Source organism: Arthrobacter sp. HMSC06H05, assembly GCF_001807395.1.
Lineage (GTDB): Bacteria > Actinomycetota > Actinomycetes > Actinomycetales > Micrococcaceae > Pseudoglutamicibacter > Pseudoglutamicibacter albus.
Map to the genome: position 1 here is coordinate 77,099 of NZ_KV788974.1, position 19,460 is coordinate 96,558.

Below are 19,460 nucleotides of genomic sequence, written 5' to 3' on the forward strand. Positions count from 1 at the left end.
GTTTCGCAGATTCTTTGCCGCTACCGGAAGCGTTATTGTCTTTCGCTTCCTTATCGCTCGGACTGACAGACGGCGAGACGGACGGTGCCGCTTCGGCGGGCTTCGCATCCTCACTGTTGTTGCCGCACGCCGCCAGCCCTGAAGCGAGGGCGAGCGTCAATACGGTGGCGATGGCGGCGTGTTTCAGGTTTGTCATGATGTCGCCCCTTAGGCATGTGTTTCTGTTTAGAACCTAAAGTAGCCAAGCGCATCCAAAAGCACCATAGAAGGGCGAAAGAAAATTTATCTTTCATAACCCGATTACAGCCCGAAAGGTCAAACTTCCTTATAAATACGCGGAAGCTGAATGCTGATGAACCGTTTGTGTACAGGTTTCTCTGTCCGGTACCCCGGAAAGCGTTAGACCTGAAGCTAGCTAGGAGCGTAAAACACACATAAAACTGAGGGTGTAATTCGGTTCACAGCAAGGCGGAGTAGCGAATGAATGAAGCGTTTCACGCTACGAGGATGAAGCCGTCCCGCAACGCTACTCGCACAGCAGCACCAGTACAGCCACCTCAGCGCGAGAGGAAATAAAAAAGTCTCGGGACACCGTGTGAACGATGTCCCGAGACTAAACAATTGGTGGGTCCAGAGGGACTCGAACCCCCGACCCTCTCGGTGTAAACGAGATGCTCTAGCCAACTGAGCTATAGACCCAACTGTTGGTTCTCAGTTCACTTTCGATCCCTGAGCACGAATATTTACCCTACCTTATTTTCCTTGCTTTACCCAACTGGGGTGTCCGATGTGGTGATTGCCACATCGGACACCCCAGCCTTAGGTTCACCAGCCGATGTGTCAGATCCACATCGCCGGGTCGATGTATTCACACGGATCGACCGCGGGCTTGCGTTCCTCAGGTTTCGCTGCCCGCGCCTTACCCGGCACGCCGGTAATGATCGAACCAGGGTCGGCGTCCTTCACAACCACCGCGTTCGCTCCGATCTTCGAATCAGCCCCGATCACGACAGGCCCCAGTACCTTCGCGCCAGCGCCGATCGTGACACGGTCACCAATCGTCGGATGTCGCTTAGTTTTAGCGAGCGAACGGCCGCCGAGCGTCACGCCGTGATAGAGCATCACATCGTCACCGATCTCTGCGGTCTCGCCGATCACAACACCCATGCCGTGGTCGATGAAGAAGCGACGGCCGATCGTCGCACCTGGGTGAATCTCAATCCCGGTTGCGAAACGCGTCAGTTGCGAAAGGGCCCGGGCAGGAAGCCGCAGAAGAGGCGACGCATTCCACATGCGGTGGGCGAGCCGGTGCATCCAAATCGCATGCAAACCTGAGTAGACGATCGCGACTTCAGCACCTGAACGCGCCGCCGGATCGTGTGCCCGTGCGTTCGCAATATCTTCCCGGAACGTGGAGATCAATCCCACAGAGGGTCCTTTCGGCCTAGGAGAGGGCTAACTGGTTTCAGCCGCGGATGTCATCGTAGAGCATCGTGGAGATGTAGCGCTCACCGAAATCAGGAACCACGGCTACAATGAGCTTGTCACGGTTCTCCTCACGCTTAGCAACCTCGAGCGCAGCCCACACAGCTGCACCGGAGGAGATCCCGCCGAGGATTCCCTCCTTCGCGCCAAGAGCTCGGGCGGTCTCGATCGATGCGTCCAACGGTGCGTCGATGACCTCGTCATAGATATCGCGGTCAAGGACCTCTGGAATAAAGTTCGCGCCCAGACCCTGGATCTTGTGCGGGCCCGCGTTGCCTTCAGTCAGCAGCGGAGAATCAGCTGGCTCAACAGCGACGACCTTGACCGAATCCTTCTGCTTCTTGAGGTAACGGCCAGCGCCAGTGATGGTTCCGCCCGTGCCAACGCCACCCACGAGGATGTCAACGGCGCCCTCGGTATCGTTCCAGATTTCCGGGCCGGTGGTTGCCTCGTGGATTTCCGGGTTGGCTTTGTTGGAGAACTGGCTGGCCAGGATTGCGTTATCGGTCTCCTGGACGATCTGCTGGGCCTTCTCAACTGCGCCGCGCATACCGTCAGCACCGGAGGTCAAAACGATCTCCGCGCCGAAAGCGCGCAAGATCACGCGACGTTCGCTCGACATTGTCTCTGGCATCGTCAAGACCACACGGTAGCCACGTGCGGCACCAACCATCGCGAGTGCGATGCCGGTATTGCCGGAGGTGCCTTCAACGATGGTTCCGCCCGGCTTCAGAGCTCCGGACTTCTCCGCGGCGTCGATGATCGCGCGACCGATGCGGTCCTTCACCGAGTTAGCGGGATTGTAGAACTCGAGCTTGACCGCGACGTTACCTGGAAGGTCGGCATCAAGATTGTTCAGACGTACGAGCGGGGTGTTTCCGATTGCTTCAGTGACGTTGTTCAGGATTGGCACGTCAGTGCTCCTTTCCTAGAAGAAATGTTTTCCAAAAGACGTTTGGGAAGTGGAATGTTGGGAGTTGTGGATTGGCGAGTCAGTCACCTTCGTGAGCGAGCCACGTTTGCCTTGGGATGAGAGGCCTCCCGACTGGTTTCGCTGTTCAGCCTAGGGAATTGCTTGTGGGCGCGTCGCTTTCAAGAAACTTAACGAAACGTGCCCTGGCAGCGCTCAGTTTGGGGTCGATGATGACATGGCAGTAGCCGGCCTGCCGGTTGCGTTGGTAGTAGTTTTGATGCTCGGTTTCAGCGGCGTACCACGGGCCTAGCGGTTCGATGCTGGTGACAATCGGCTCTGCCCAGTTGGGTTGATTACGTTCGATGGCCGCCTCGAAGAGCTCGGATTGTTCCTTGCTGTTGGTGAACAGCGCGGAGCGGTATTGGGTCCCGACGTCGTAGCCTTGCCCGTTCAGCGTTGTGGGGTTGTGCATCGTGAAGAACATGTCGAGCACGGTGTCATCGCTGATGACGGTGGGGTCGAAGGTCACGGCGACGGCTTCTGCGTGACCTGTGGTGCCGGTGCACACGCTGTAATAGTCCGCGGGTGCGTCGCCGCCTCCTGTGTATCCGGACTCGACGTGGTTGACTCCTCGTACTTGGCGGAACCAAGCGTCGAGGCACCAGAAGCATCCGCCTGCCATGACGATCGTGTGGTCGCTTTGTTGATTCATCAATTGGTTCAACACGTGCGGCGTTGGGAGTGTTCCCGAGACGGGGTTCACGGGTAGCTTAATAGTTATGAGTTCTACTGCATCGGAAGTCTCAGCGGGCAAGGCTCCTACGCTCGCCACGGTTTGGGAGCACATCAATCGGCTGTGGCCTGAGTCTCTAGCGGAGTCGTGGGATGCCGTGGGCCCGGTGACGGGGCGACCTGATCAGCTGATTCGACGCATCGTGTTCGCGGTTGATCCGACCGAGGACGTCGCAGTTGACGCGATCGAACGCGGCGCTGATCTGCTCTTGACACACCATCCTTTGATGTTGCGGGCGGTGAATTCTGTTGCCGGCGACCGCTTCAAAGGCCGCGTAGTGCACACGCTGATCGAGGCTGGTTGCGCTCTCTATACCGCTCACACCTCAGCGGATTCCGCTTTGGGCGGGGTTTCCGACGTCATCATCCGCGGCTTGGGCGTCGAACAATCCGAGCCGCTGGCGCCCGTTGATCGCGGTGTTGAAGGTGAAGGCATCGGCCGGGTGGGCGACCTGGCTGAGGAATGCACGCTAGCGGAGTTCGCCGAACGGGTCTACAGCATCATGCCGTCCGTGGCTGGCGGTGTCCGGGTTGCCGGCAACCCGGAAGGAGCAGTCAAACGCGTTGCAGTGTGCGGCGGGGCAGGGGACTCGCTCTTCGATGCCGTACGCGAATCCAAAGCCGATGTGTACGTAACAGCTGACCTACGCCACCATCCCGCGTCGGAAGCCCGCGAAGCCGCGGTGAATGACCGCCCGTATCTCATCGATGTATCGCATTTCGCATCGGAATGGTTATGGCTACCCGCAGCGGCCGATGCGTTGAGCCGTTCCCTGCAAGATGACGGCTTTGATGTTGTATGCCAGGTGAGCCAAGTCAACACGGACCCGTGGGATTTCATTCTGACCCCCTGAAATAGTCTCGCAGTTTGCAACGTTTCCAGCCCCGGCTTCTAGATGCGGGTTCAGGGAAGCGTGGGAGAATAGAAAGATAGGCAGTGAGGCCTCGGATACGGAAGTAGGGATCGTCGTGGTTACTGCAACACGTGAGCATCAAGAGCTGTTGCTTGAGATTCAGGATTTGATCTCCTCGGTGGCTCAATGGCGCCGCGAGCACGATGCGGTTGCCACAGCCGAGCGCGTCCGTCAGGCGCGCGCCGATGCGATCCAAGCGCGTGCTGAACGTGACGATGAACTGCGCCAGCTTGACGTGCTGAACCGTTCGGTTGCCGACCTTGAGAACGCGATCGCCGAGCTCGCAACAGATATCGACGTGAAGGAAGAGCAGCTGCTTGCCGGTGTGGAGCCGCGTAGCGAGGCCGACCGTTTGGCGCGGATGCTCGATATTTTGCGTGAACGACGCTCCACCCTCGAAGAAACCCTTGTTGACACGGCCGAAGAGCGTGAAGAGAAACGAGCCGACGCTCAAGCCGCTGAACGTGTCTTGAGCGCGGCCGTGGCGGAGAACCAGGCGGCACAAGTGTATGTGCGCGATACGCGGGCATCTCTCGTTGAACGTACTAACGCAGCCGAGGCTCAACGGCAAGAAGCGAGCGCCAAACTAGCTCCGGAACTGCTTGAGCTTTTTGAGAAGCTGGTCGCCGAACACGGGGTTGGGGTTGCCCGCCTCGATAACGACACCTGCACAGCAACCGGGTTGCCTTTGAACCCGCAAGAACTCGAACACATCCGAGCACTCGGGGAAGAGGAACTCGCGTTCTGCCCCCAAACCGGGATTATCCTCGTACGTGAGCGCGGTGCCTAACTGAGTGCGTGGACACGGTGCGTAACTGGTCGTATGAGCGCGGCTAGTTTTCGTCGAGAACGACCGTGAGTTGCCCGGCCTTGCGTGGGGTGGGTTCGGTGAGTTCTGTTTGTGGCCAATGTTTCTGCATCGCGGTGAGCAGGGCATGCGGAGTTTGGGGTCCTTCGCCACGGGTTTGCATGAGTAGACGAGCAACTATCCCGCGCGTGTGTTTAGCGTGATGCGAGACGACCTTGCGTTTCCCATCTTTGATCTGAACCACGTTGACGGTCACGGTCTGTTGGGGGTCTGGAACGTAGGCTGCTTGATAGGCCGCTGAGCGGCAATCGACGATGAGCTCGCCTTCCGCGCGGTCTGCAAGCGCTGTGGCGAGCCGTGGTTTCCAGTATGTCCCGAGTTTGCCGAGCTCGGGTAGCTTCACGTCCATCGACAACCGATACGCCGGGATGCGATCGGCCAGCCCGACAACACCCCACAACGCTGAGATCACAAAGATCCGGTCTGCGGCCTTTCTCTTCTGTGTTGGGCTCATCCCTGCGTAGTCCAGGGCGTCGTAAAGCACACCAGTGTAGATATCGTGCGCGGGAGCGGCTGGGGCATCGAAGATATCGATGTTGCGTTCAATCTCGTGAGCAACAGCCTTGCCGACTCCAAGGACCTCCGCGGCATCGGCCCCCACAGAAACCTCCTCAAGGTGGCGTGCCACTTCACGGCGGGCCTCGGCCAGTTCCGGGCATGCGAGCGAGTCAAGGTCGATGCTCGCGCCGTTGCTGGCGGGTGTCTTACCTTCGGAAGGCGGCAGAAGAATCATCACGATGGCCATCATAGCCGCGCAGAAACCTGAGCGGGCCGCATGCATGGGTAGGATGAAGGGTGCGGAAGGAGACGGACAGACGATCGCGACACAGTATGTCGAGGAAAGTCCGGACTCCACAGGACAGGGTGGTGGATAACGTCCACTCAGGGTGACCTGCAGGAAAGTGCAACAGAGAGCAGACCGCCGCGATCCATGATTGGGTGCGTGGTAAGGGTGAAAGGGTGGTGTAAGAGACCACCGGCGCGCTAGGTGACTAGCGCGGCCAGGAAAACCCCACCCGGAGCAAGACCGAGCAGACTACACGATCAGGCTGTCCGCCGAAGTAGTCGGGTTGGTTGCTTGAAGCCACCAGCAATGGCGGCTCTAGATAGATGATCGTCCCGCGGGGTGCGGTAACGCGCCTCGTGTACAGAATCCGGCTTATGGCCGTCTTCTTCCGCCACAGCATCGTTCTGGTACGCCCCCTCAGGCGCTCCACGTCCAAGCTAGTCTTTGCGTGGAAGCGGGTGGCTTTATGGCTCTCTTAGCCAGAGCCGCTCCCTTAGGTAGAATGGTATGCGGATTAGCGCGCGCACCGAACAGGTGGAGCGGGCACCACACCGTCTTGGCCAGCGAACGCTCACAACATGCGTGGTTGCTGGCTGATCCAATCAACCAGGAGTTGTCAGTGACCCAGCAGACTGAAGCTGTATACGCAGACTGGAAGAACCGTGAGGCTCTAGCGGAGAAGATGATTCCGCTGATCGGTCGTCTCTACCGCGAAAACAACGTGGTGACCTCGATCTACGGTCGCAAACTGATCAATGTTTCAGTAGTCGACATCCTCAAGGCTCACCGTGTGGTTCGCCGCATTGAGGGCAAGGAACTCGACCCGCAGCGCACCTACGATCTGCTGGTGAAGCTCGATGAACTCAACCCAGGCAACGTCTCGATCGACCTGGGCCGCCTGAACCGTGCACTTGAAGAGAAGGGTGCAGACGACGCGGATGCGTTCCTCGCTGAACTCTACGCAGACGTTCTAGGTCAGAAGGCAGACGCGAGCGGCGCTCGCGACGTTGTCCTCTACGGTTTCGGGCGCATCGGCCGTCTCCTGGCCCGCATCCTCATCGAACGTGGCGGCGTGGGCCTGCGCCTGCGCGGTGTCGTCGTCCGTAAGGGCGCAGACAACGACCTGCAGAAGCGCGCATCCCTGCTGCGCCGCGACTCGGTTCACGGCGCATTCGACGGCACGATCGTTGTTGACGAAGAGAACAACACGATCACCGCTAACGGCACCCAGATCCAGTTCATCTACGCTAACGATCCAGCCCAGGTGGACTACACCCAGTACGGCATCGAGAACGCCATCGTGGTTGACAACACCGGCCGCTGGCGCGACGAAGAAGGCCTCGGTCAGCACCTCAAGGCTAAGGGCACCAGCGCGGCCCTGCTGACCGCACCAGGTAAGGGCGACATCAAGAACATCGTGTTCGGTGTCAACGACGGCGACATCACCGCCGAAGACACGATCCTCTCGGCAGCTTCCTGCACGACCAACGCGATCACCCCAGTCCTGAAGGCCGTCAACGACCGCTACGGCGTTGTACAGGGCCACGTCGAGACCGTCCACGCGTTCACTAACGACCAGAACCTCATCGACAACTTCCACAAGGGCGAGCGCCGCGGCCGCTCCGCTGTCCTGAACATGGTGCTCACCGAAACCGGTGCCGCGAAGGCAGTAGCGAAGGCCTTGCCGGAGCTGGAAGGCAAGCTCACCGGTAACGCCGTACGCGTACCAACCCCGGATGTTTCGATGGCGATTCTCAATCTGACCCTTGAGAAGGAAACCTCGGTCGAGGACATCAACAACTTCCTACGCGAAACCTCGCTCTCGGGTGAACTGCACAAGCAGATCGACTACACCGACTCCCCAGAGGTTGTGTCCACTGACTTCGTCGGTTCCCGCCGCGCCGGCATCGTTGACGGCCGCGCAACCATCGTCGCAGCCGATAAGAAGCACGTGATCCTCTACGTTTGGTATGACAACGAGTTCGGTTACTCGTGCCAGGTGGTACGCATCATCGAGAAGATGGCAGGCAGCCACCCGGTCGCAATCCCAGCCGTCAAGTAAGGCAGCCGATTCAGCCCGACTAGCGGCATAGAACGAAAGGTGTGGCCCGGAGGTTTTCCTCCGGGTCACACCTTTCTCCGTTGCACGCCTGTATCTGTCTGGCAGCGGGCGGGTTCCTAGTGTCCGAAAGGGTCAGGGTCAACGCCGGGCATCCAGGTTAGCCCCGGCTCGGTCATCCCGGCTTTCTTCCGTTCGCGCTTCCACCGGCGGGTCCACCGGTCATTGAGCATGTCAACATAGAGCTTGCCTTCAAGATGCCAGTATTCGTGCTGCAGGATGCGAGCGAACCATCCGGTCGCCTCGAAGTCAACGGGGTTACCGTCAACGTCGATACCGGTCAGGTGCGCGTAGTCGGCGCGCTGCAGTGGGAAATCCAGCCCGGGAACTGACAAGCACCCTTCGGTGTGCCGCTCCGGATCAGGGTTAGCACCCGAGACCTTCGACAACGTGATCTGAGGGTTGATGACCACGCCGCGGCTCGGTGCATCGTCTTCATGCTCATCGTAGTCCCACGTGAAAATCCTCAAGCCCACACCAACCTGAGGTGCGGCAAGACCCACACCGTTAGCCGCATCCATGGTTTCGAACATGTCCGCAACCAAGGTGCGGACCTCGTCGTCAATCTCGGTGACGTCAGCGGCACGCTGATGCAGGACCGGCTCTGTATAGATCACTATGGGGCGTACGGCCACGAGGGAAGCTCCTGGTGTTGTTGGAAAACTGTGGGGTTTAGCGTTTGTTGTAGACGCCGCGGGCTTGGAACACAGGTTCGGACGTCACCTGCACACCAAGGTTACGGAAGATGCCTTCGTCGACTGAGCCGAGGATCGTGGTTGTGTGGACGTCGCACCCCCGTAAGGCCTGGAGCTGGTCCAATGCGGCGCGTGCGTTCGGGTCACGCTCCGCGGACACCGACAACGCAATCAGGACCTCGTCGGTGTGAAGCCGCGGGTTCTGGGATCCGAGGTGATCGATCTTCAGCGACTGGATCGGACGGATCGACGTCGGCGCGAGCAACTGCACTTCCTTGGGCAATCCAGCAAGATGCTTGAGCGCGTTCAGCAGGGTAGCGGAGCACGTTCCGAGCAATGCCGAGGTCTTGCCGGTGACGATCGTTCCGTCGTGCAGCTGGATAGCCGATGCGGGCGCGTCGGTTTCTTCAGCGACCTTGAGCGCCGGACCGACCACCGCGCGGTCTTCCGGAGTGCAACCGACCTTACCCATCACCAGAGAGATGCGGCGTGAATAGATCGGGTCGAGCCCCTCGCGGCGCTCTTGGACTCGAGCCTTATACCAGCGGCGGATGATCTCTTGGGTTGCGGCCTCCCGGCAGACATCGTCGTCGATGATCGCGTCAGCAACCATGTTGACGCCCATGTCGGTGGGGGATTCGTAGGGGGAGCCGCCAGCGAGTTCATCGAGCAGGGTCTTCAGTAGCGGGAAGACCTCGACGTCGCGGTTGTAGTTAATGGCTTGCTCACCGTATGCGGCGAGGTGGAACGGGTCGATCACGTTGACGTCATCAAGGTCCGCGGTCGCTGCCTCATAAGCGAGGTTGACCGGATGATTCAACGGCAGGTTCCAGACTGGGAAGGTCTCAAACTTCGCGTAACCGGAGGTCGTGCCGCGTTGGTGATCGTGATAAATCTGCGAAAGGCACGTCGCAAGCTTGCCAGACCCTGGCCCCGGGGCAGTGACCACGATGAGATCGCGGGTTGTTTCGACGTATTCGTTACGCCCTAAGCCCTCGGGGGAGACCACCTGGTCTGTGTCGTCTGGGTAACCGGAAATCGTGCGGTGCACAGCGACTTTGAGTCCGAGTTTGATCAGGCGCGCCTTGAAACGCTCCGCGGCCTCATTGCCTTCTTCGAAACGCGTCAAGACGATGTGCTCCACAAGGAAACCCATATCGCGGAACGCGTCGATCAAACGCAGAGCGTCTTCTTCGTACGGGATGTTCAGATCGGCCCTGACCTTGTTCCTCTCGAGGTCTTTCGCGTTGAGGGTGACCAAGATCTCGAGTTCGTCGGTCAGCGTCTGAAGCATCCGGATCTTGTTGTCAGGAGTGAAACCTGGCAGCACGCGTGAAGCGTGGAGATCGTCGAAGAGCTTGCCGCCCATCTCCAGGTACAGCTTGCCGCCGATCTGTTCGCGGCGTTCAGCAATGTGCTTGGATTGGAGCTCGATGTAACGGAGAGGGTCGAACCCGACTTTGCGCTGGAACTGCGTGGACATGGTGCTGCATCCTCCAAACTGTCGGGGGCGATTCAACTGCGGCATAGCCACAAGTTCCGCACCCTCCCAGCAGTCCGCCATTGAATGCGGGCCTGGGCCATACAGAGGATAAGTCTAACCCCCGGAAGCGCCCGGAAAGGTATTTCGCTAGAAATGGCATGAGGTGGCCGCATAGCATAGTTGTGCCGCGCAGAGGAGAAATGTTGTGCCGGCCACACCAGGAATGAGCGCTTCACGAACTTGGCAAGAAAGGTGTGTAACTTTCACTGATATTTTGCTGGAGATGTGGGCAACGTTGAGGATTCTTCTGGTTCGAGAAGGCGTTGAATGAGTCGGCGAGGAATAGCATGTTGGTTTCGGCATCGAATACGTAGACCAGACGCGCGGGTTTGCACCGCATACCGTCTCTAGTAACGCTAGTTCCCATATGTCGGGAATCTCCGGGGCGGGCTAGTTCAGCTCTCGATCTGCCAACATCACTCGTTGCGTGCTACCCAAACTCAGATCACGCACAGAACACACAACCGTCTCCACGCTGGGACTGACTCGCAAGTTTAAGGCGACAGATAGGACCTAAGACTCGACGATTGCTAAGGATAATTAAGTATCTCGCGACATACGCAAAAAGCCGCTCGAGCGGTTCCGCTGGCGTGTCAGTCTTCAGGCTACCTGGGTCGTTCGAAACACTTAGTTGCGAGAGCTCCGGTCCACATATATTAGGGCAAATATAGGTTTCCGTTTTTGTGGAATTGCTGCAGTCTGAACTCGGGCTTGCATTCGAGTAGTTGGGGGAAGGCTAGATCGGAAGCGCAGGACTTCGAGAACAGCCAATCTCTTGCTAGTGCCGTGCGTGTACTTTATAAACAGCAGCAAAGAGACGAGCACTGCCAGCAGTATGTATGCACACACAGCGAATGCAAGGGCGTAGTAGTTGTCAGTGAGCTGCATCGAATCATTCGCTTTAGAGGAAGCGATCACCCTCTCAAGCGCTGTCCCAAACGCGAATATGGTTGTGACTAGTAGCGCTGAGAGCGTTATTACGATCGTGAGGATCTGCGTTGCTGAATGAGCGTGCGCTGCATTGTATGACAAATAGGCGATCGACTGCTCTTGTGGGTCAGCAATATGTTCTTGTTCTTCCTTGGCCATCAGCTCATTCACCGAGTCAAGGATCCGACGCCGCTTCCGCGTAGGACCAAAACGGTCAAAAACCCTTTTACAAAAGCCTTTCATGCAGAAGATATTATCGCTTGATGAAAGGGGTTTCCATAAACATTTTCTAGCAAAGGCGCCCTATAGGACGTCTAAAATCACAACGAGAAGCGGGAGAAGTTGTGGTGACCATGAGTCCATTGACCTGGTACCAAGGATACATGGGGACTAACTATCGAGGTAGCAACGTGTATCCATATCTCGCTTGCTCGGGTAGGTATTTCGGCAAGGATGAATTTAGAACGCCTGTACCACTGAGCCAAAGAATCTAGTGCCTCTTGGAGAACTGCTAACAAGTCAGCGAAGTCTCGCCCGGTTCGTCGCGAAGGAGATGAAAAAGGTCTCCCGACCTACAGGAGAAGCGGGCAGCACAGTTACGAGCCTCTCCGTTTCGCTCTTGGGTAGTGATGCTTGGCGAAGGATCTGAGTTGAAGGCCCGAAGCGAACAAAATGAAGAGGCCCTATTCGTCGCGACAAGTATGTTGCCTGTCTCAACGAATAGGGCCTCTCGTACCTGGGTGAGTGACGGGGCTTGAACCCGCGACCTTCTGGACCACAACCAGACGCTCTACCGGCTGAGCTACACCCACCATATTCAGTTGTCAGCCTCCCACGTTGGTTTCGGCTGGAACCGAAGCGCCTGGGATTGAGGCAACAGCAGAGACTCTACACGTTAAAGTGTTGGCAACCTAATCGCATGCGTTCACCGTGGCGAAAGCAACACAAAAACGGGGTAGGCCTCGCTGTTGCTCATCGTAGCGCTGTGTTTCATGATCTCGCTGCCTTCATGATGGTGCGGCGGTAGTAAGCGAGCTCATCGATCGAGTCTTGAATGTCACCCAGAGCCCGGTGGTTACCGGTCTTAGCGGGTGCCGCATCGAAATCTTGCGGGTACCAGCGGCGGGCAAGCTCCTTGATCGAGGACACATCGACGATGCGGTAGTGCAGATGATCAATCACCTCAGGCATGTCGCGGGCCAAGAACAAGCGGTCATTGCCTATCGAATTACCCGCAAGCAGCGCGATGCCCGCCTCGGGGACGAACCGTTGAATATAGCTCAGAACAGAATCTTGAGCCGCTTGCATCGAAACACCGGCATCGAGCTCTTCCAACAACCCCGAATTCGTGTGCATACGAGTCACGAAATCGTCCATACGCTCAATCGCCCCAGCAAGTGGCTTGATGACCACGCTGATGCCCTCATCAACCGGCTGCAACTGCGCGTCAGTGATGATCACAGCGACTTCGATCAGGGCATCGTTAACCGCATCGAGGCCCGTCATTTCGCAGTCGATCCACACCAGCGGCATGTCATCGCGGCCCAACGTCCGGCTGTTGTGTGAGGTGGGTTTTGTTCCGATTGCAGATCCGGAATGATGAACCTGGTCAGATTTCGTTGCATGATCAGAGCGAGATTCCATAGATCTCAGCGTAACCTTAGGGGAGCACGGTTGTAGAGAACCGGGCTTATAAACAGCGCCTCATTGAGCTCGAATCGAACAGGGGAGTCATGGATCACAGCGTTACAGCGCACGAAAGCCCGCAGGCTTCGTCTCGGCCACGCTCCTCACGTTCGGCGTGGTCGCGTATGCGTAGACGCGTGCTCCCTGATGCTTTGCGGCTCAACACCACCGTATGGGTCGGTTTCCTCGCATCGGTGCTCGCAGCGGTTTCCGCTTGGGCCATCGGGTTTGTAGCCAACACGCCAGATGCGACCTTCACCGGCTCTACATTCGTGAATGCTTTGCGCGCTAATGACGCGGTCCTCTGGGCGGCAGTCATCGGGCTCGCTACGGCCGTTGGGCTCGCAAGTCACGCCTGGATCCAGCTTGCCCGCCGCCTCTCGCTATCGGACGGGCACCACGTCCAGACCCGCATCGTGGTTCTATGGAGCGCGCCGTGGTTCTTCGCGCCACCGATCTTCAGCAACGACATGTATTCCTACCTCGCCCAAGGTCGGCTCTTGATGCTGGGTAAAAACCCATACACGGACTGGGTCTCCCAGGTTCCGGGCTGGTTTGGGCAAGGTGCCGCCTCAGTATGGGCGGAATCCGCCTCCCCTTACGGGCCGCTGTTTCTGATCATGGCGGCAGCCGTCGCGCTTGTTTCGTGGGGTAACCCAGACATCGCGCTGTTCCTCTTCCGTCTCATCGCGCTGGTCGGGGTCATCATCTTCATGAAGATCATCCCCAAACTCAGCCGCGACCACGGCGTGAACCCAACCTGGGTTCAATGGGTCACTGCAGCGTCACCGCTTTTCCTGTATTCGATGATCGCCTCAGGGCATAACGATGCGCTCATGGTCGGTCTCATGATGTGGGCATTCGTAGCGCTACGGCGCAATAAAGTAGTCGCTGGGCTGTTGCTGGCTACAGCTGCGATCGCGATCAAACCCATCGTGGTTCTATGCCTGCCGTTCATTGGCCTCACCTGGGCGGGCAAGAACGCGAGCTGGGGCCGCCGCTGGATGTGCTGGATCATTACCGGCGTGACCGTAGCCTTCGTCTTGACCCTCCTCGGAATCGTGACCGGGACGTGGTTCGGTTGGATCACCGCGATGGCTGGACAAGGCATGGCGATCTTCCCCTTCGCTCCGTTTGGGCTGCTCGGTCTAGGGTTCGGCAAACTCGTATCCTTCGCGGGTGGAGCACAAGCAGGTTTGATCGCCCAAGCCCTCTTCTATGCGGTCGGTAAACTCATCGCTATCGGGCTCGCCGTGTGGTTCGCGCTAGCCCGCCCCAAGATCTCGCCACTGACGGCATCCGGCCTCGTACTCCTGGCGGCAAGCCTGCTCAACCCCGTCATCCAGCCGTGGTACTTCTACTGGTTCTTGCCGTTCTTGCTGTGCCGCCGCATGTACTTCGGATTCGTTGAACAGCTCATCGTGTGGGGAAGCATTGCCCACGTCATCTGGACTACCTCAACACAGATCTCACTACCGCCATGGCAAGAACTCGGTAGCTTCCAGCTTGTATTCATCCTGATCTCTACCACCATCAGCATCCTGGCAGTGAGCCTTCCACGTACTCAACGCAAGCTACTTGTTCCACCAGCATGGCGTGACGTTCGCACACCAGCCAGGACCAGCATCGTTGTACCAACCCTAAGCAGATGGCACAGAAGCACCATCGGGCCTGGCATCTACAGCAGCCCGCGTGTCATTGACGAACGCGTCTGGTAACCCCGCGCGTGCGTCCCTCATGGTGAGAAACCGCATTGGTGAGCAACTACACAGTGCAGTCATGAAACCTTCAGGTTCAACCGGTAGTCTAGAGCGGGTGCCTGAAGCGGAATAGTGCGCGCTCTAAAGAACTCGCGCTTGGTCCTGTATACGGCACTGCACCCGTTCGGGAACACCGCTTGATCTAAGGAGCTGGCAGCACCGGTGACGAGAGCATGGAAAGAACTAGACGACCGCTTGCGCGAAAAAGTCGTTGCATACATCGACGAATACCGCGAAATGCGGCCAGAGCTGGAAGTCATCACCGAACAGTTGCGTGTGCAGATCAAACAGCTTTTCAATGACACCGATGTGCGGCCACTCTTCGTGGCGGCACGCACCAAATCGGTTGAATCTTTTCGGCAGAAGGCCTCCCGCACGGTGTATTCGAAGGAAGAAGGCCAAGAGCGGGAACTTGAATTCCCGGACCCCATTTCGATGATGCACGACATCGTGGGCATCCGCGTGATCGTCCAGTTACCACGCCAAGTCAGGGCCGCAGCGCAGATCATCAAACGCTGCCGCAACGAGTTCTATATCGAATCTGACCGCGAGAAAGACACCGGCTCGGTGGAGACTGGCACCTACGGCTACTCCTCACGGCACCTCATCGTGCGGCCCAAAGACAATCCAATAGTCGCCGAATATGAAGCGCGGCACCCTCAACGTGTCTTACCGTTCGTGTTCGAAATCCAGATCCGTACGATCCTCACGCACGCTTGGAGCGAATTCGAGCACGAAATCCGGTTCAAACGCAGAAACTCGGAAGCCTGGACTCCATACCTTGACCGTGAGTTCACTGGTGCTGCTGCGATGCTTGATTCAGTTGAGCACCTGTTCACCGACATCGATCACCGTCACCAGCGCATCCTCGCTTTCTGGGACGCGAACGGTGTTGGGGGAGAAGAGCTAACGTCTGAACTGATCGGTGAAGTGTGGTCCACGATGTGGCCGCACCTTGAATATAAAGAAGACTCCGACTGGGGTTGGGCGCTCGAATTGCTCGCCGCGCACAACATCACCACACCTAAAGGGCTTGCATCCCTACTAGATGCGACAACGATCACGCATGTGCGCCAGGCCCTGGACCACCGATTCTCTCCAGGCCCGGAGCGCCTACTTGATGACCTGTTGCTGTGGAAGTTCGGCTACAACCATCTCGACTTGACCGCCCAGGACGATCCGCGGCGACGCGCATCGCTCTCGCGGCGTCTGCAACAGATCCGTACATACCGGCGGCAAGGAATGCAGCCGGAGTGATGCCGCAACCCCGAGTAGCACCGTAACGCCGAGTAGGGGACGCAACCTAGGGGGCGGAGCTTAAGCCCGGGGATACGCCGGTGTGGTGTAGCGGCTGGTGAGGCGTGGCGGCTAGTAACGCGCCGCTAGAAACCGGGCTTGGAAAACTAGATGAGAACTAGATGCGTGGCAGGTTGTTGCGGGACCATTGGGCCTTGCGCACAATGGTTGCCGGGATACCTCGAACCAGTGAGCCGGCAGGGATTTCCTCATCGATCAACGGGGTCATTTCCAGAATGCTGCCGGTACCGATATGGGAACCTGCGCGCAGCTGAACGTCCGAGCCGGTCACCAACACCTGGTTTTCGATCGTGACGGCGTTCTTGCTCGCTCCACCGAAAGAGGCCTCGGAATCCGCATCGATCCACACGTCCGTGCGGAAGTAGCAGTCTGATCCGACTGAAACCTGGGCCTCGGGGACAGTGGCGATGTTCAACACGCCCTCTGTCGTAACGTTCTCTCCGATCACGATGTTAGCGCTTTCGGCAACAATCACTTCGATGTTGAGGTTCTTATTGCCTGAACCGATGACGAGCTGACCGTTATCGCCAAGGAAACGGGCCTTCAAGCCAGAAAGCATGACGGAACCATCGATCACTACACGGTTGTTACGACCTTCAAAGGTGAACTCGACGTCGGAAGGGAGCGTGTTGTGGTGGGCCACGAAGTTGCCGCGGCTATCCAGGGGAGAGGTACGGAAGTCGTGTTGACCTTTCGCCGCACGGTTCGATGAAGCGGTGTTGGAGGCGGTCATCGTGCCGCGGTATTGCTGTTGCATGGTCCCTTCCCTGATCTGAACAGAACCAAAACTGTGGCTCGTGTACATCAAATTCTAAGACCTTTTCTGTGTTGTGCCGATATTCCTACTGTGCACGGTCCCGTGAGCCGCCAGTAAGCGCCCCCGGCGCGACTCGAACGCGCGACCGGCAGATTAGAAGTCTGCTGCTCTATCCAACTGAGCTACGGAGGCCGGATGCCTCAAGGCTGGGATAGAGGCAACCCCTTCAGCATAACGGTTTGATCCGTTGTTCACATTCCCCAACTCACAAGGATTCATCCACAAATCTGCGCTCCACCGTCTTTTTCGGCCCTGTTTTCGTGAACCTGATAGTGCAAGAGCTCTCAACGCAATCGCTATACCGAGCACTACCTAAGGAGAAGAAGATGACCGATTATGTATCGCTACGGGGATTCGTTGCAACAGAAATCCAACTGAAACACCACGAGAACTTCAAGGTCGCCTCGTTCCGGCTAGGGTGCCCCGAATCACGTTTCAACCGGGAAACCCAAGAGTGGGAGGAAACGGGGATCAACTGGTATTCGGTCTCCGCTTTCCGTGACCTTGGCAGCAATGTGATGTGCTCGCTATCGAAGGGGGACCGCGTCATGGTTTCGGGCCGTCTCAAAGTCAGGCAGTTTACGCGGGAGGACAACAGCACCGGCACCACTGTTGAAGTTCTGGCGGATGCGGTTGGGCCGGACCTCCTGTTCGGTACCGCTTCATATGTCCGTACCTCCCAAGCCAAGCGTGGCACTGGCGCGGCCAATGGGGAAGCCCGAAGCGAAGAAGCCCGTAACGGGCTCAGCAACGGTATTGGCAATACGGAGACAGGCAACGAAAGCCCCGCCGGCAACGTGGACTCATCCGCATCATCGTCCACCACGTTCGCTTTCGGTTCCACCACACTCGTAGAAGACGATGCAGATGAGGATGTGACTGCCCGGCTCACTGCCTGAGGCTGAGCTTGAGTGCCCGCACCCGTAAGTGTCAGGCGGCAATAGCCGTTGCACATTATTGGTGCCCTGCTTTGGGTGATGTAGTGCTTTGCTGATGTAGTGCGACAGGGCCGTGGTAGGGGACTAGAATGGTTGATGGCCGCACCCGGCCCTGTCCGCGCGCCCAGGAACTGATCTCTTGCGGCGGAATAGCAACCGAAAGGAAACATGGCGGAGTTCATCTACACCATGGTCAAAGCCCGCAAGGCGGTGGGCGACAAAGTCATTCTCGACGATGTCAGCATGTCGTTCTATCCCGGGGCAAAGATTGGCGTTGTCGGCCCGAATGGCGCCGGTAAATCCACGATTCTGAAGATCATGGCGGGCCTTGACCAGCCATCCAACGGCGAAGCCCGCCTCAGCCCTGGCTATTCCGTAGGGATCCTGTTGCAGGAGCCACCTCTCAACGAAGAAAAGACCGTACTGGGCAACGTCCAGGAAGGCGTTGGGGAGATCTACGAGAAGCTGCAACGCTACAACCAGATCTCTGAAGAGATGACCCAGCCAGACGCTGACTTCGATGCGTTGCTTGAAGAGATGGGGTCGCTTCAAGCCGATATCGACGCAGCTGATGCGTGGGATATCGATTCGCAGCTTGAGCAAGCGATGGACGCGCTCCAGCTACCGCCAGCAGATGCTGATGTAACCCACCTCTCCGGTGGTGAGCGTCGCCGTGTCGCCTTGTGTAAGCTCCTGCTGCAGAAGCCAGACCTGCTGCTACTCGACGAACCAACCAACCACCTGGACGCCGAATCCGTCTTGTGGCTCGAACAGCACTTGAAGACGTACCCAGGTGCTGTGCTCGCTGTAACCCACGATCGTTACTTCCTCGACCACGTTGCCGAGTGGATCGCTGAAGTCGACCGCGGCCGCCTCATCCCGTATGAAGGCAACTACTCAACCTACCTTGAGAAGAAGCGTGAACGTCTCGAGGTTCAGGGTAAGAAGGACGCGAAGCTCGCCAAGCGCCTGCAGGACGAGCTTGAATGGGTCCGCACTAACACTAAGGGACGTCAGTCCAAGCAGAAGGCTCGCCTGGCTCGCTATGAAGAGATGGCGGCTGAAGCAGAGAAGATGCGTAAGCTCGACTTCGAGGAAATCCAGATCCCGCCAGGCCCGCGCCTAGGCAATCTGGTACTTGAAGCCAACGAGATCAAGAAAGGCTTCGACGGCCGCACGCTCTTCCACAACTTGTCTTTCACGTTGCCTCGCAACGGCATCGTTGGTGTGATTGGACCGAACGGTGTAGGTAAGTCGACCCTGTTCAAGTGCATCGTTGGGCTCGAAGAGATTGACGAAGGCACCCTCAAGGTCGGTGAAACCGTGAAGCTCGCCTACGTCGACCAGAACCGTGCCGGGATCGATCCTGAGAAGTCCGTGTGGGAAGTGGTCTCTGACGGCCGTGACTACATCAACGTTGGTGAAGTTGAAATGCCATCGCGGGCCTATGTTTCCGCGTTCGGCTTCAAAGGCCCTGACCAGCAGAAGAAGTCAGGAGTGCTCTCCGGCGGTGAACGTAACCGTCTCAACCTGGCACTGACCCTGAAACAGGGCGGTAACCTGTTGCTGCTTGACGAACCGACCAACGACCTCGACGTTGAAACCCTCGGTTCCCTGGAGAATGCCCTCGAGAACTTCCCGGGCTGTGCCGTGGTCATTTCCCACGACCGTTGGTTCCTCGACCGCGTGGCAACCCATATTCTCGCTTACGAAGGCACCGAGGAAGATCCAGCCAACTGGTACTGGTTCGAGGGTAACTTCGAAGACTACGAGAAGAACAAGGTTGAGCGCCTCGGCCCAGAAGCCGCGCGCCCAACCCGAGTGACGCACCGCCGCCTCACCCGCGACTAAGGTAGTCGAGAATCCAAATGCTGGTGGCTCCCGCGTTATATAACG

Annotated in this window: 16 protein-coding genes, 3 tRNA genes and 1 other RNA gene; 8 read left to right on the forward strand and 12 right to left on the reverse strand. The window is 57.9% G+C overall.

Going from position 1 to position 19,460, the window contains the following annotated elements; translation table 11 throughout:
• The 5 genes from HMPREF3160_RS02085 to msrA all read right to left on the reverse strand — a co-directional run.
• A partial coding sequence (locus tag HMPREF3160_RS02085; protein WP_176744683.1) for a hypothetical protein occupies positions 1 to 196 on the reverse strand: 196 nt, incomplete at its 3' end.
• Positions 197 to 622: 426 nt separating this feature from the next.
• Positions 623 to 699 (reverse strand) — tRNA-Val (locus HMPREF3160_RS02090).
• A 141-nt stretch (positions 700 to 840) separates the two neighbouring features.
• Positions 841 to 1,428, reverse strand: a complete 588-nt coding sequence (gene epsC, locus HMPREF3160_RS02095; RefSeq protein WP_070490771.1) for a serine O-acetyltransferase EpsC — start codon at positions 1,426 to 1,428, stop codon at positions 841 to 843.
• Positions 1,429 to 1,465: 37 nt separating this feature from the next.
• On the reverse strand, positions 1,466 to 2,398 hold the full coding sequence (cysK, locus tag HMPREF3160_RS02100; protein ID WP_070490772.1) for a cysteine synthase A: 933 nt from the start codon (positions 2,396 to 2,398) through the stop codon (positions 1,466 to 1,468).
• Positions 2,399 to 2,543: 145 nt separating this feature from the next.
• On the reverse strand, positions 2,544 to 3,110 hold the full coding sequence (gene msrA, locus HMPREF3160_RS02105) for a peptide-methionine (S)-S-oxide reductase MsrA (RefSeq protein WP_070490773.1): 567 nt from the start codon (positions 3,108 to 3,110) through the stop codon (positions 2,544 to 2,546).
• 67 nt (positions 3,111 to 3,177) lie between these two features.
• On the opposite strand from msrA, the gene HMPREF3160_RS02110 reads away from it, so the two are divergent.
• Both HMPREF3160_RS02110 and HMPREF3160_RS02115 read left to right on the forward strand, forming a co-directional pair.
• Positions 3,178 to 4,044, forward strand: a complete 867-nt coding sequence (locus tag HMPREF3160_RS02110; RefSeq protein WP_070490774.1) for a Nif3-like dinuclear metal center hexameric protein — start codon at positions 3,178 to 3,180, stop codon at positions 4,042 to 4,044.
• 115 nt (positions 4,045 to 4,159) lie between these two features.
• On the forward strand, positions 4,160 to 4,894 hold the full coding sequence (locus HMPREF3160_RS02115) for a zinc ribbon domain-containing protein (RefSeq protein WP_070490778.1): 735 nt from the start codon (positions 4,160 to 4,162) through the stop codon (positions 4,892 to 4,894).
• Positions 4,895 to 4,937: 43 nt separating this feature from the next.
• On the opposite strand, the gene HMPREF3160_RS02120 is transcribed toward HMPREF3160_RS02115, so the two are convergent.
• Positions 4,938 to 5,705, reverse strand: a complete 768-nt coding sequence (locus tag HMPREF3160_RS02120) for a YaaA family protein (RefSeq protein ID WP_256173829.1) — start codon at positions 5,703 to 5,705, stop codon at positions 4,938 to 4,940.
• 70 nt (positions 5,706 to 5,775) lie between these two features.
• On the opposite strand from HMPREF3160_RS02120, the gene rnpB reads away from it, so the two are divergent.
• An RNA gene (gene rnpB / locus HMPREF3160_RS02125) (RNase P RNA component class A) lies at positions 5,776 to 6,149 on the forward strand.
• Between the two features lie 292 nt (positions 6,150 to 6,441).
• Positions 6,442 to 7,821, forward strand: coding sequence for a glyceraldehyde-3-phosphate dehydrogenase (locus HMPREF3160_RS02130; RefSeq protein WP_370977375.1), 1,380 nt, complete (start codon positions 6,442 to 6,444; stop codon positions 7,819 to 7,821).
• 116 nt (positions 7,822 to 7,937) lie between these two features.
• Here the strand turns inward: HMPREF3160_RS02130 and def are convergent, their stop codons facing one another.
• The 4 genes from def to orn form a co-directional block, all read right to left on the reverse strand.
• On the reverse strand, positions 7,938 to 8,513 hold the full coding sequence (def, locus tag HMPREF3160_RS02135) for a peptide deformylase (RefSeq protein WP_070490779.1): 576 nt from the start codon (positions 8,511 to 8,513) through the stop codon (positions 7,938 to 7,940).
• Between the two features lie 37 nt (positions 8,514 to 8,550).
• Positions 8,551 to 10,056 (reverse strand): DUF1846 domain-containing protein, encoded by a 1,506-nt coding sequence (locus HMPREF3160_RS02140; RefSeq protein WP_070490780.1) that lies wholly within the window; start codon positions 10,054 to 10,056, stop codon positions 8,551 to 8,553.
• Positions 10,057 to 11,785: 1,729 nt separating this feature from the next.
• Positions 11,786 to 11,858: transfer RNA gene (locus HMPREF3160_RS02150), tRNA-His, on the reverse strand.
• 178 nt (positions 11,859 to 12,036) lie between these two features.
• Positions 12,037 to 12,690 carry an oligoribonuclease gene (orn, locus tag HMPREF3160_RS02155; RefSeq protein ID WP_070490783.1) on the reverse strand — a complete coding sequence of 218 codons (654 nt, stop codon included), beginning with the start codon at positions 12,688 to 12,690 and terminating at the stop codon, positions 12,037 to 12,039.
• Between the two features lie 89 nt (positions 12,691 to 12,779).
• Between orn and mptB the strand changes: the two genes are divergently transcribed.
• Together mptB and HMPREF3160_RS02165 are read left to right on the forward strand one after the other, a co-directional pair.
• Positions 12,780 to 14,450 carry a polyprenol phosphomannose-dependent alpha 1,6 mannosyltransferase MptB gene (gene mptB, locus HMPREF3160_RS02160; RefSeq protein ID WP_141739789.1) on the forward strand — a complete coding sequence of 557 codons (1,671 nt, stop codon included), beginning with the start codon at positions 12,780 to 12,782 and terminating at the stop codon, positions 14,448 to 14,450.
• A 204-nt stretch (positions 14,451 to 14,654) separates the two neighbouring features.
• Positions 14,655 to 15,749 carry a GTP pyrophosphokinase gene (locus HMPREF3160_RS02165; protein ID WP_035755052.1) on the forward strand — a complete coding sequence of 365 codons (1,095 nt, stop codon included), beginning with the start codon at positions 14,655 to 14,657 and terminating at the stop codon, positions 15,747 to 15,749.
• A gap of 157 nt (positions 15,750 to 15,906) precedes the next feature.
• Here HMPREF3160_RS02165 and HMPREF3160_RS02170 read toward each other — a convergent pair whose 3' ends face one another.
• Together HMPREF3160_RS02170 and HMPREF3160_RS02175 are read right to left on the reverse strand one after the other, a co-directional pair.
• Positions 15,907 to 16,566, reverse strand: a complete 660-nt coding sequence (locus HMPREF3160_RS02170) for an LbetaH domain-containing protein (protein WP_141739790.1) — start codon at positions 16,564 to 16,566, stop codon at positions 15,907 to 15,909.
• Between the two features lie 118 nt (positions 16,567 to 16,684).
• Positions 16,685 to 16,758: transfer RNA gene (locus HMPREF3160_RS02175), tRNA-Arg, on the reverse strand.
• A gap of 194 nt (positions 16,759 to 16,952) precedes the next feature.
• On the opposite strand from HMPREF3160_RS02175, the gene HMPREF3160_RS02180 reads away from it, so the two are divergent.
• Both HMPREF3160_RS02180 and ettA read left to right on the forward strand, forming a co-directional pair.
• A complete protein-coding gene (locus tag HMPREF3160_RS02180) occupies positions 16,953 to 17,525 on the forward strand; it encodes a single-stranded DNA-binding protein (RefSeq protein WP_070490787.1) in 573 nt (190 codons plus the stop codon).
• Positions 17,526 to 17,732: 207 nt separating this feature from the next.
• A complete protein-coding gene (gene ettA / locus HMPREF3160_RS02185; protein WP_035755056.1) occupies positions 17,733 to 19,415 on the forward strand; it encodes an energy-dependent translational throttle protein EttA in 1,683 nt (560 codons plus the stop codon).
• Positions 19,416 to 19,460 lie beyond the last annotated feature (45 nt).

Excerpts from the sequence above, each read along its gene's own strand:
- msrA (WP_070490773.1), bottom strand. The coding sequence starts at position 3,110 with ATGAATCAACAAAGCGACCACACGATCGTCATGGCAGGCGGATGCTTC.
- HMPREF3160_RS02110 (WP_070490774.1), top strand. The coding sequence starts at position 3,178 with ATGAGTTCTACTGCATCGGAAGTCTCAGCGGGCAAGGCTCCTACGCTC.
- HMPREF3160_RS02120 (WP_256173829.1), bottom strand. The coding sequence starts at position 5,705 with ATGATTCTTCTGCCGCCTTCCGAAGGTAAGACACCCGCCAGCAACGGC.
- HMPREF3160_RS02130 (WP_370977375.1), top strand. The coding sequence starts at position 6,442 with ATGATTCCGCTGATCGGTCGTCTCTACCGCGAAAACAACGTGGTGACC.
- HMPREF3160_RS02140 (WP_070490780.1), bottom strand. The coding sequence starts at position 10,056 with ATGTCCACGCAGTTCCAGCGCAAAGTCGGGTTCGACCCTCTCCGTTAC.
- orn (WP_070490783.1), bottom strand. The coding sequence starts at position 12,690 with ATGGAATCTCGCTCTGATCATGCAACGAAATCTGACCAGGTTCATCAT.
- mptB (WP_141739789.1), top strand. The coding sequence starts at position 12,780 with ATGGATCACAGCGTTACAGCGCACGAAAGCCCGCAGGCTTCGTCTCGG.
- HMPREF3160_RS02170 (WP_141739790.1), bottom strand. The coding sequence starts at position 16,566 with ATGCAACAGCAATACCGCGGCACGATGACCGCCTCCAACACCGCTTCA.
- HMPREF3160_RS02180 (WP_070490787.1), top strand. The coding sequence starts at position 16,953 with ATGACCGATTATGTATCGCTACGGGGATTCGTTGCAACAGAAATCCAA.
- ettA (WP_035755056.1), top strand. The coding sequence starts at position 17,733 with ATGGCGGAGTTCATCTACACCATGGTCAAAGCCCGCAAGGCGGTGGGC.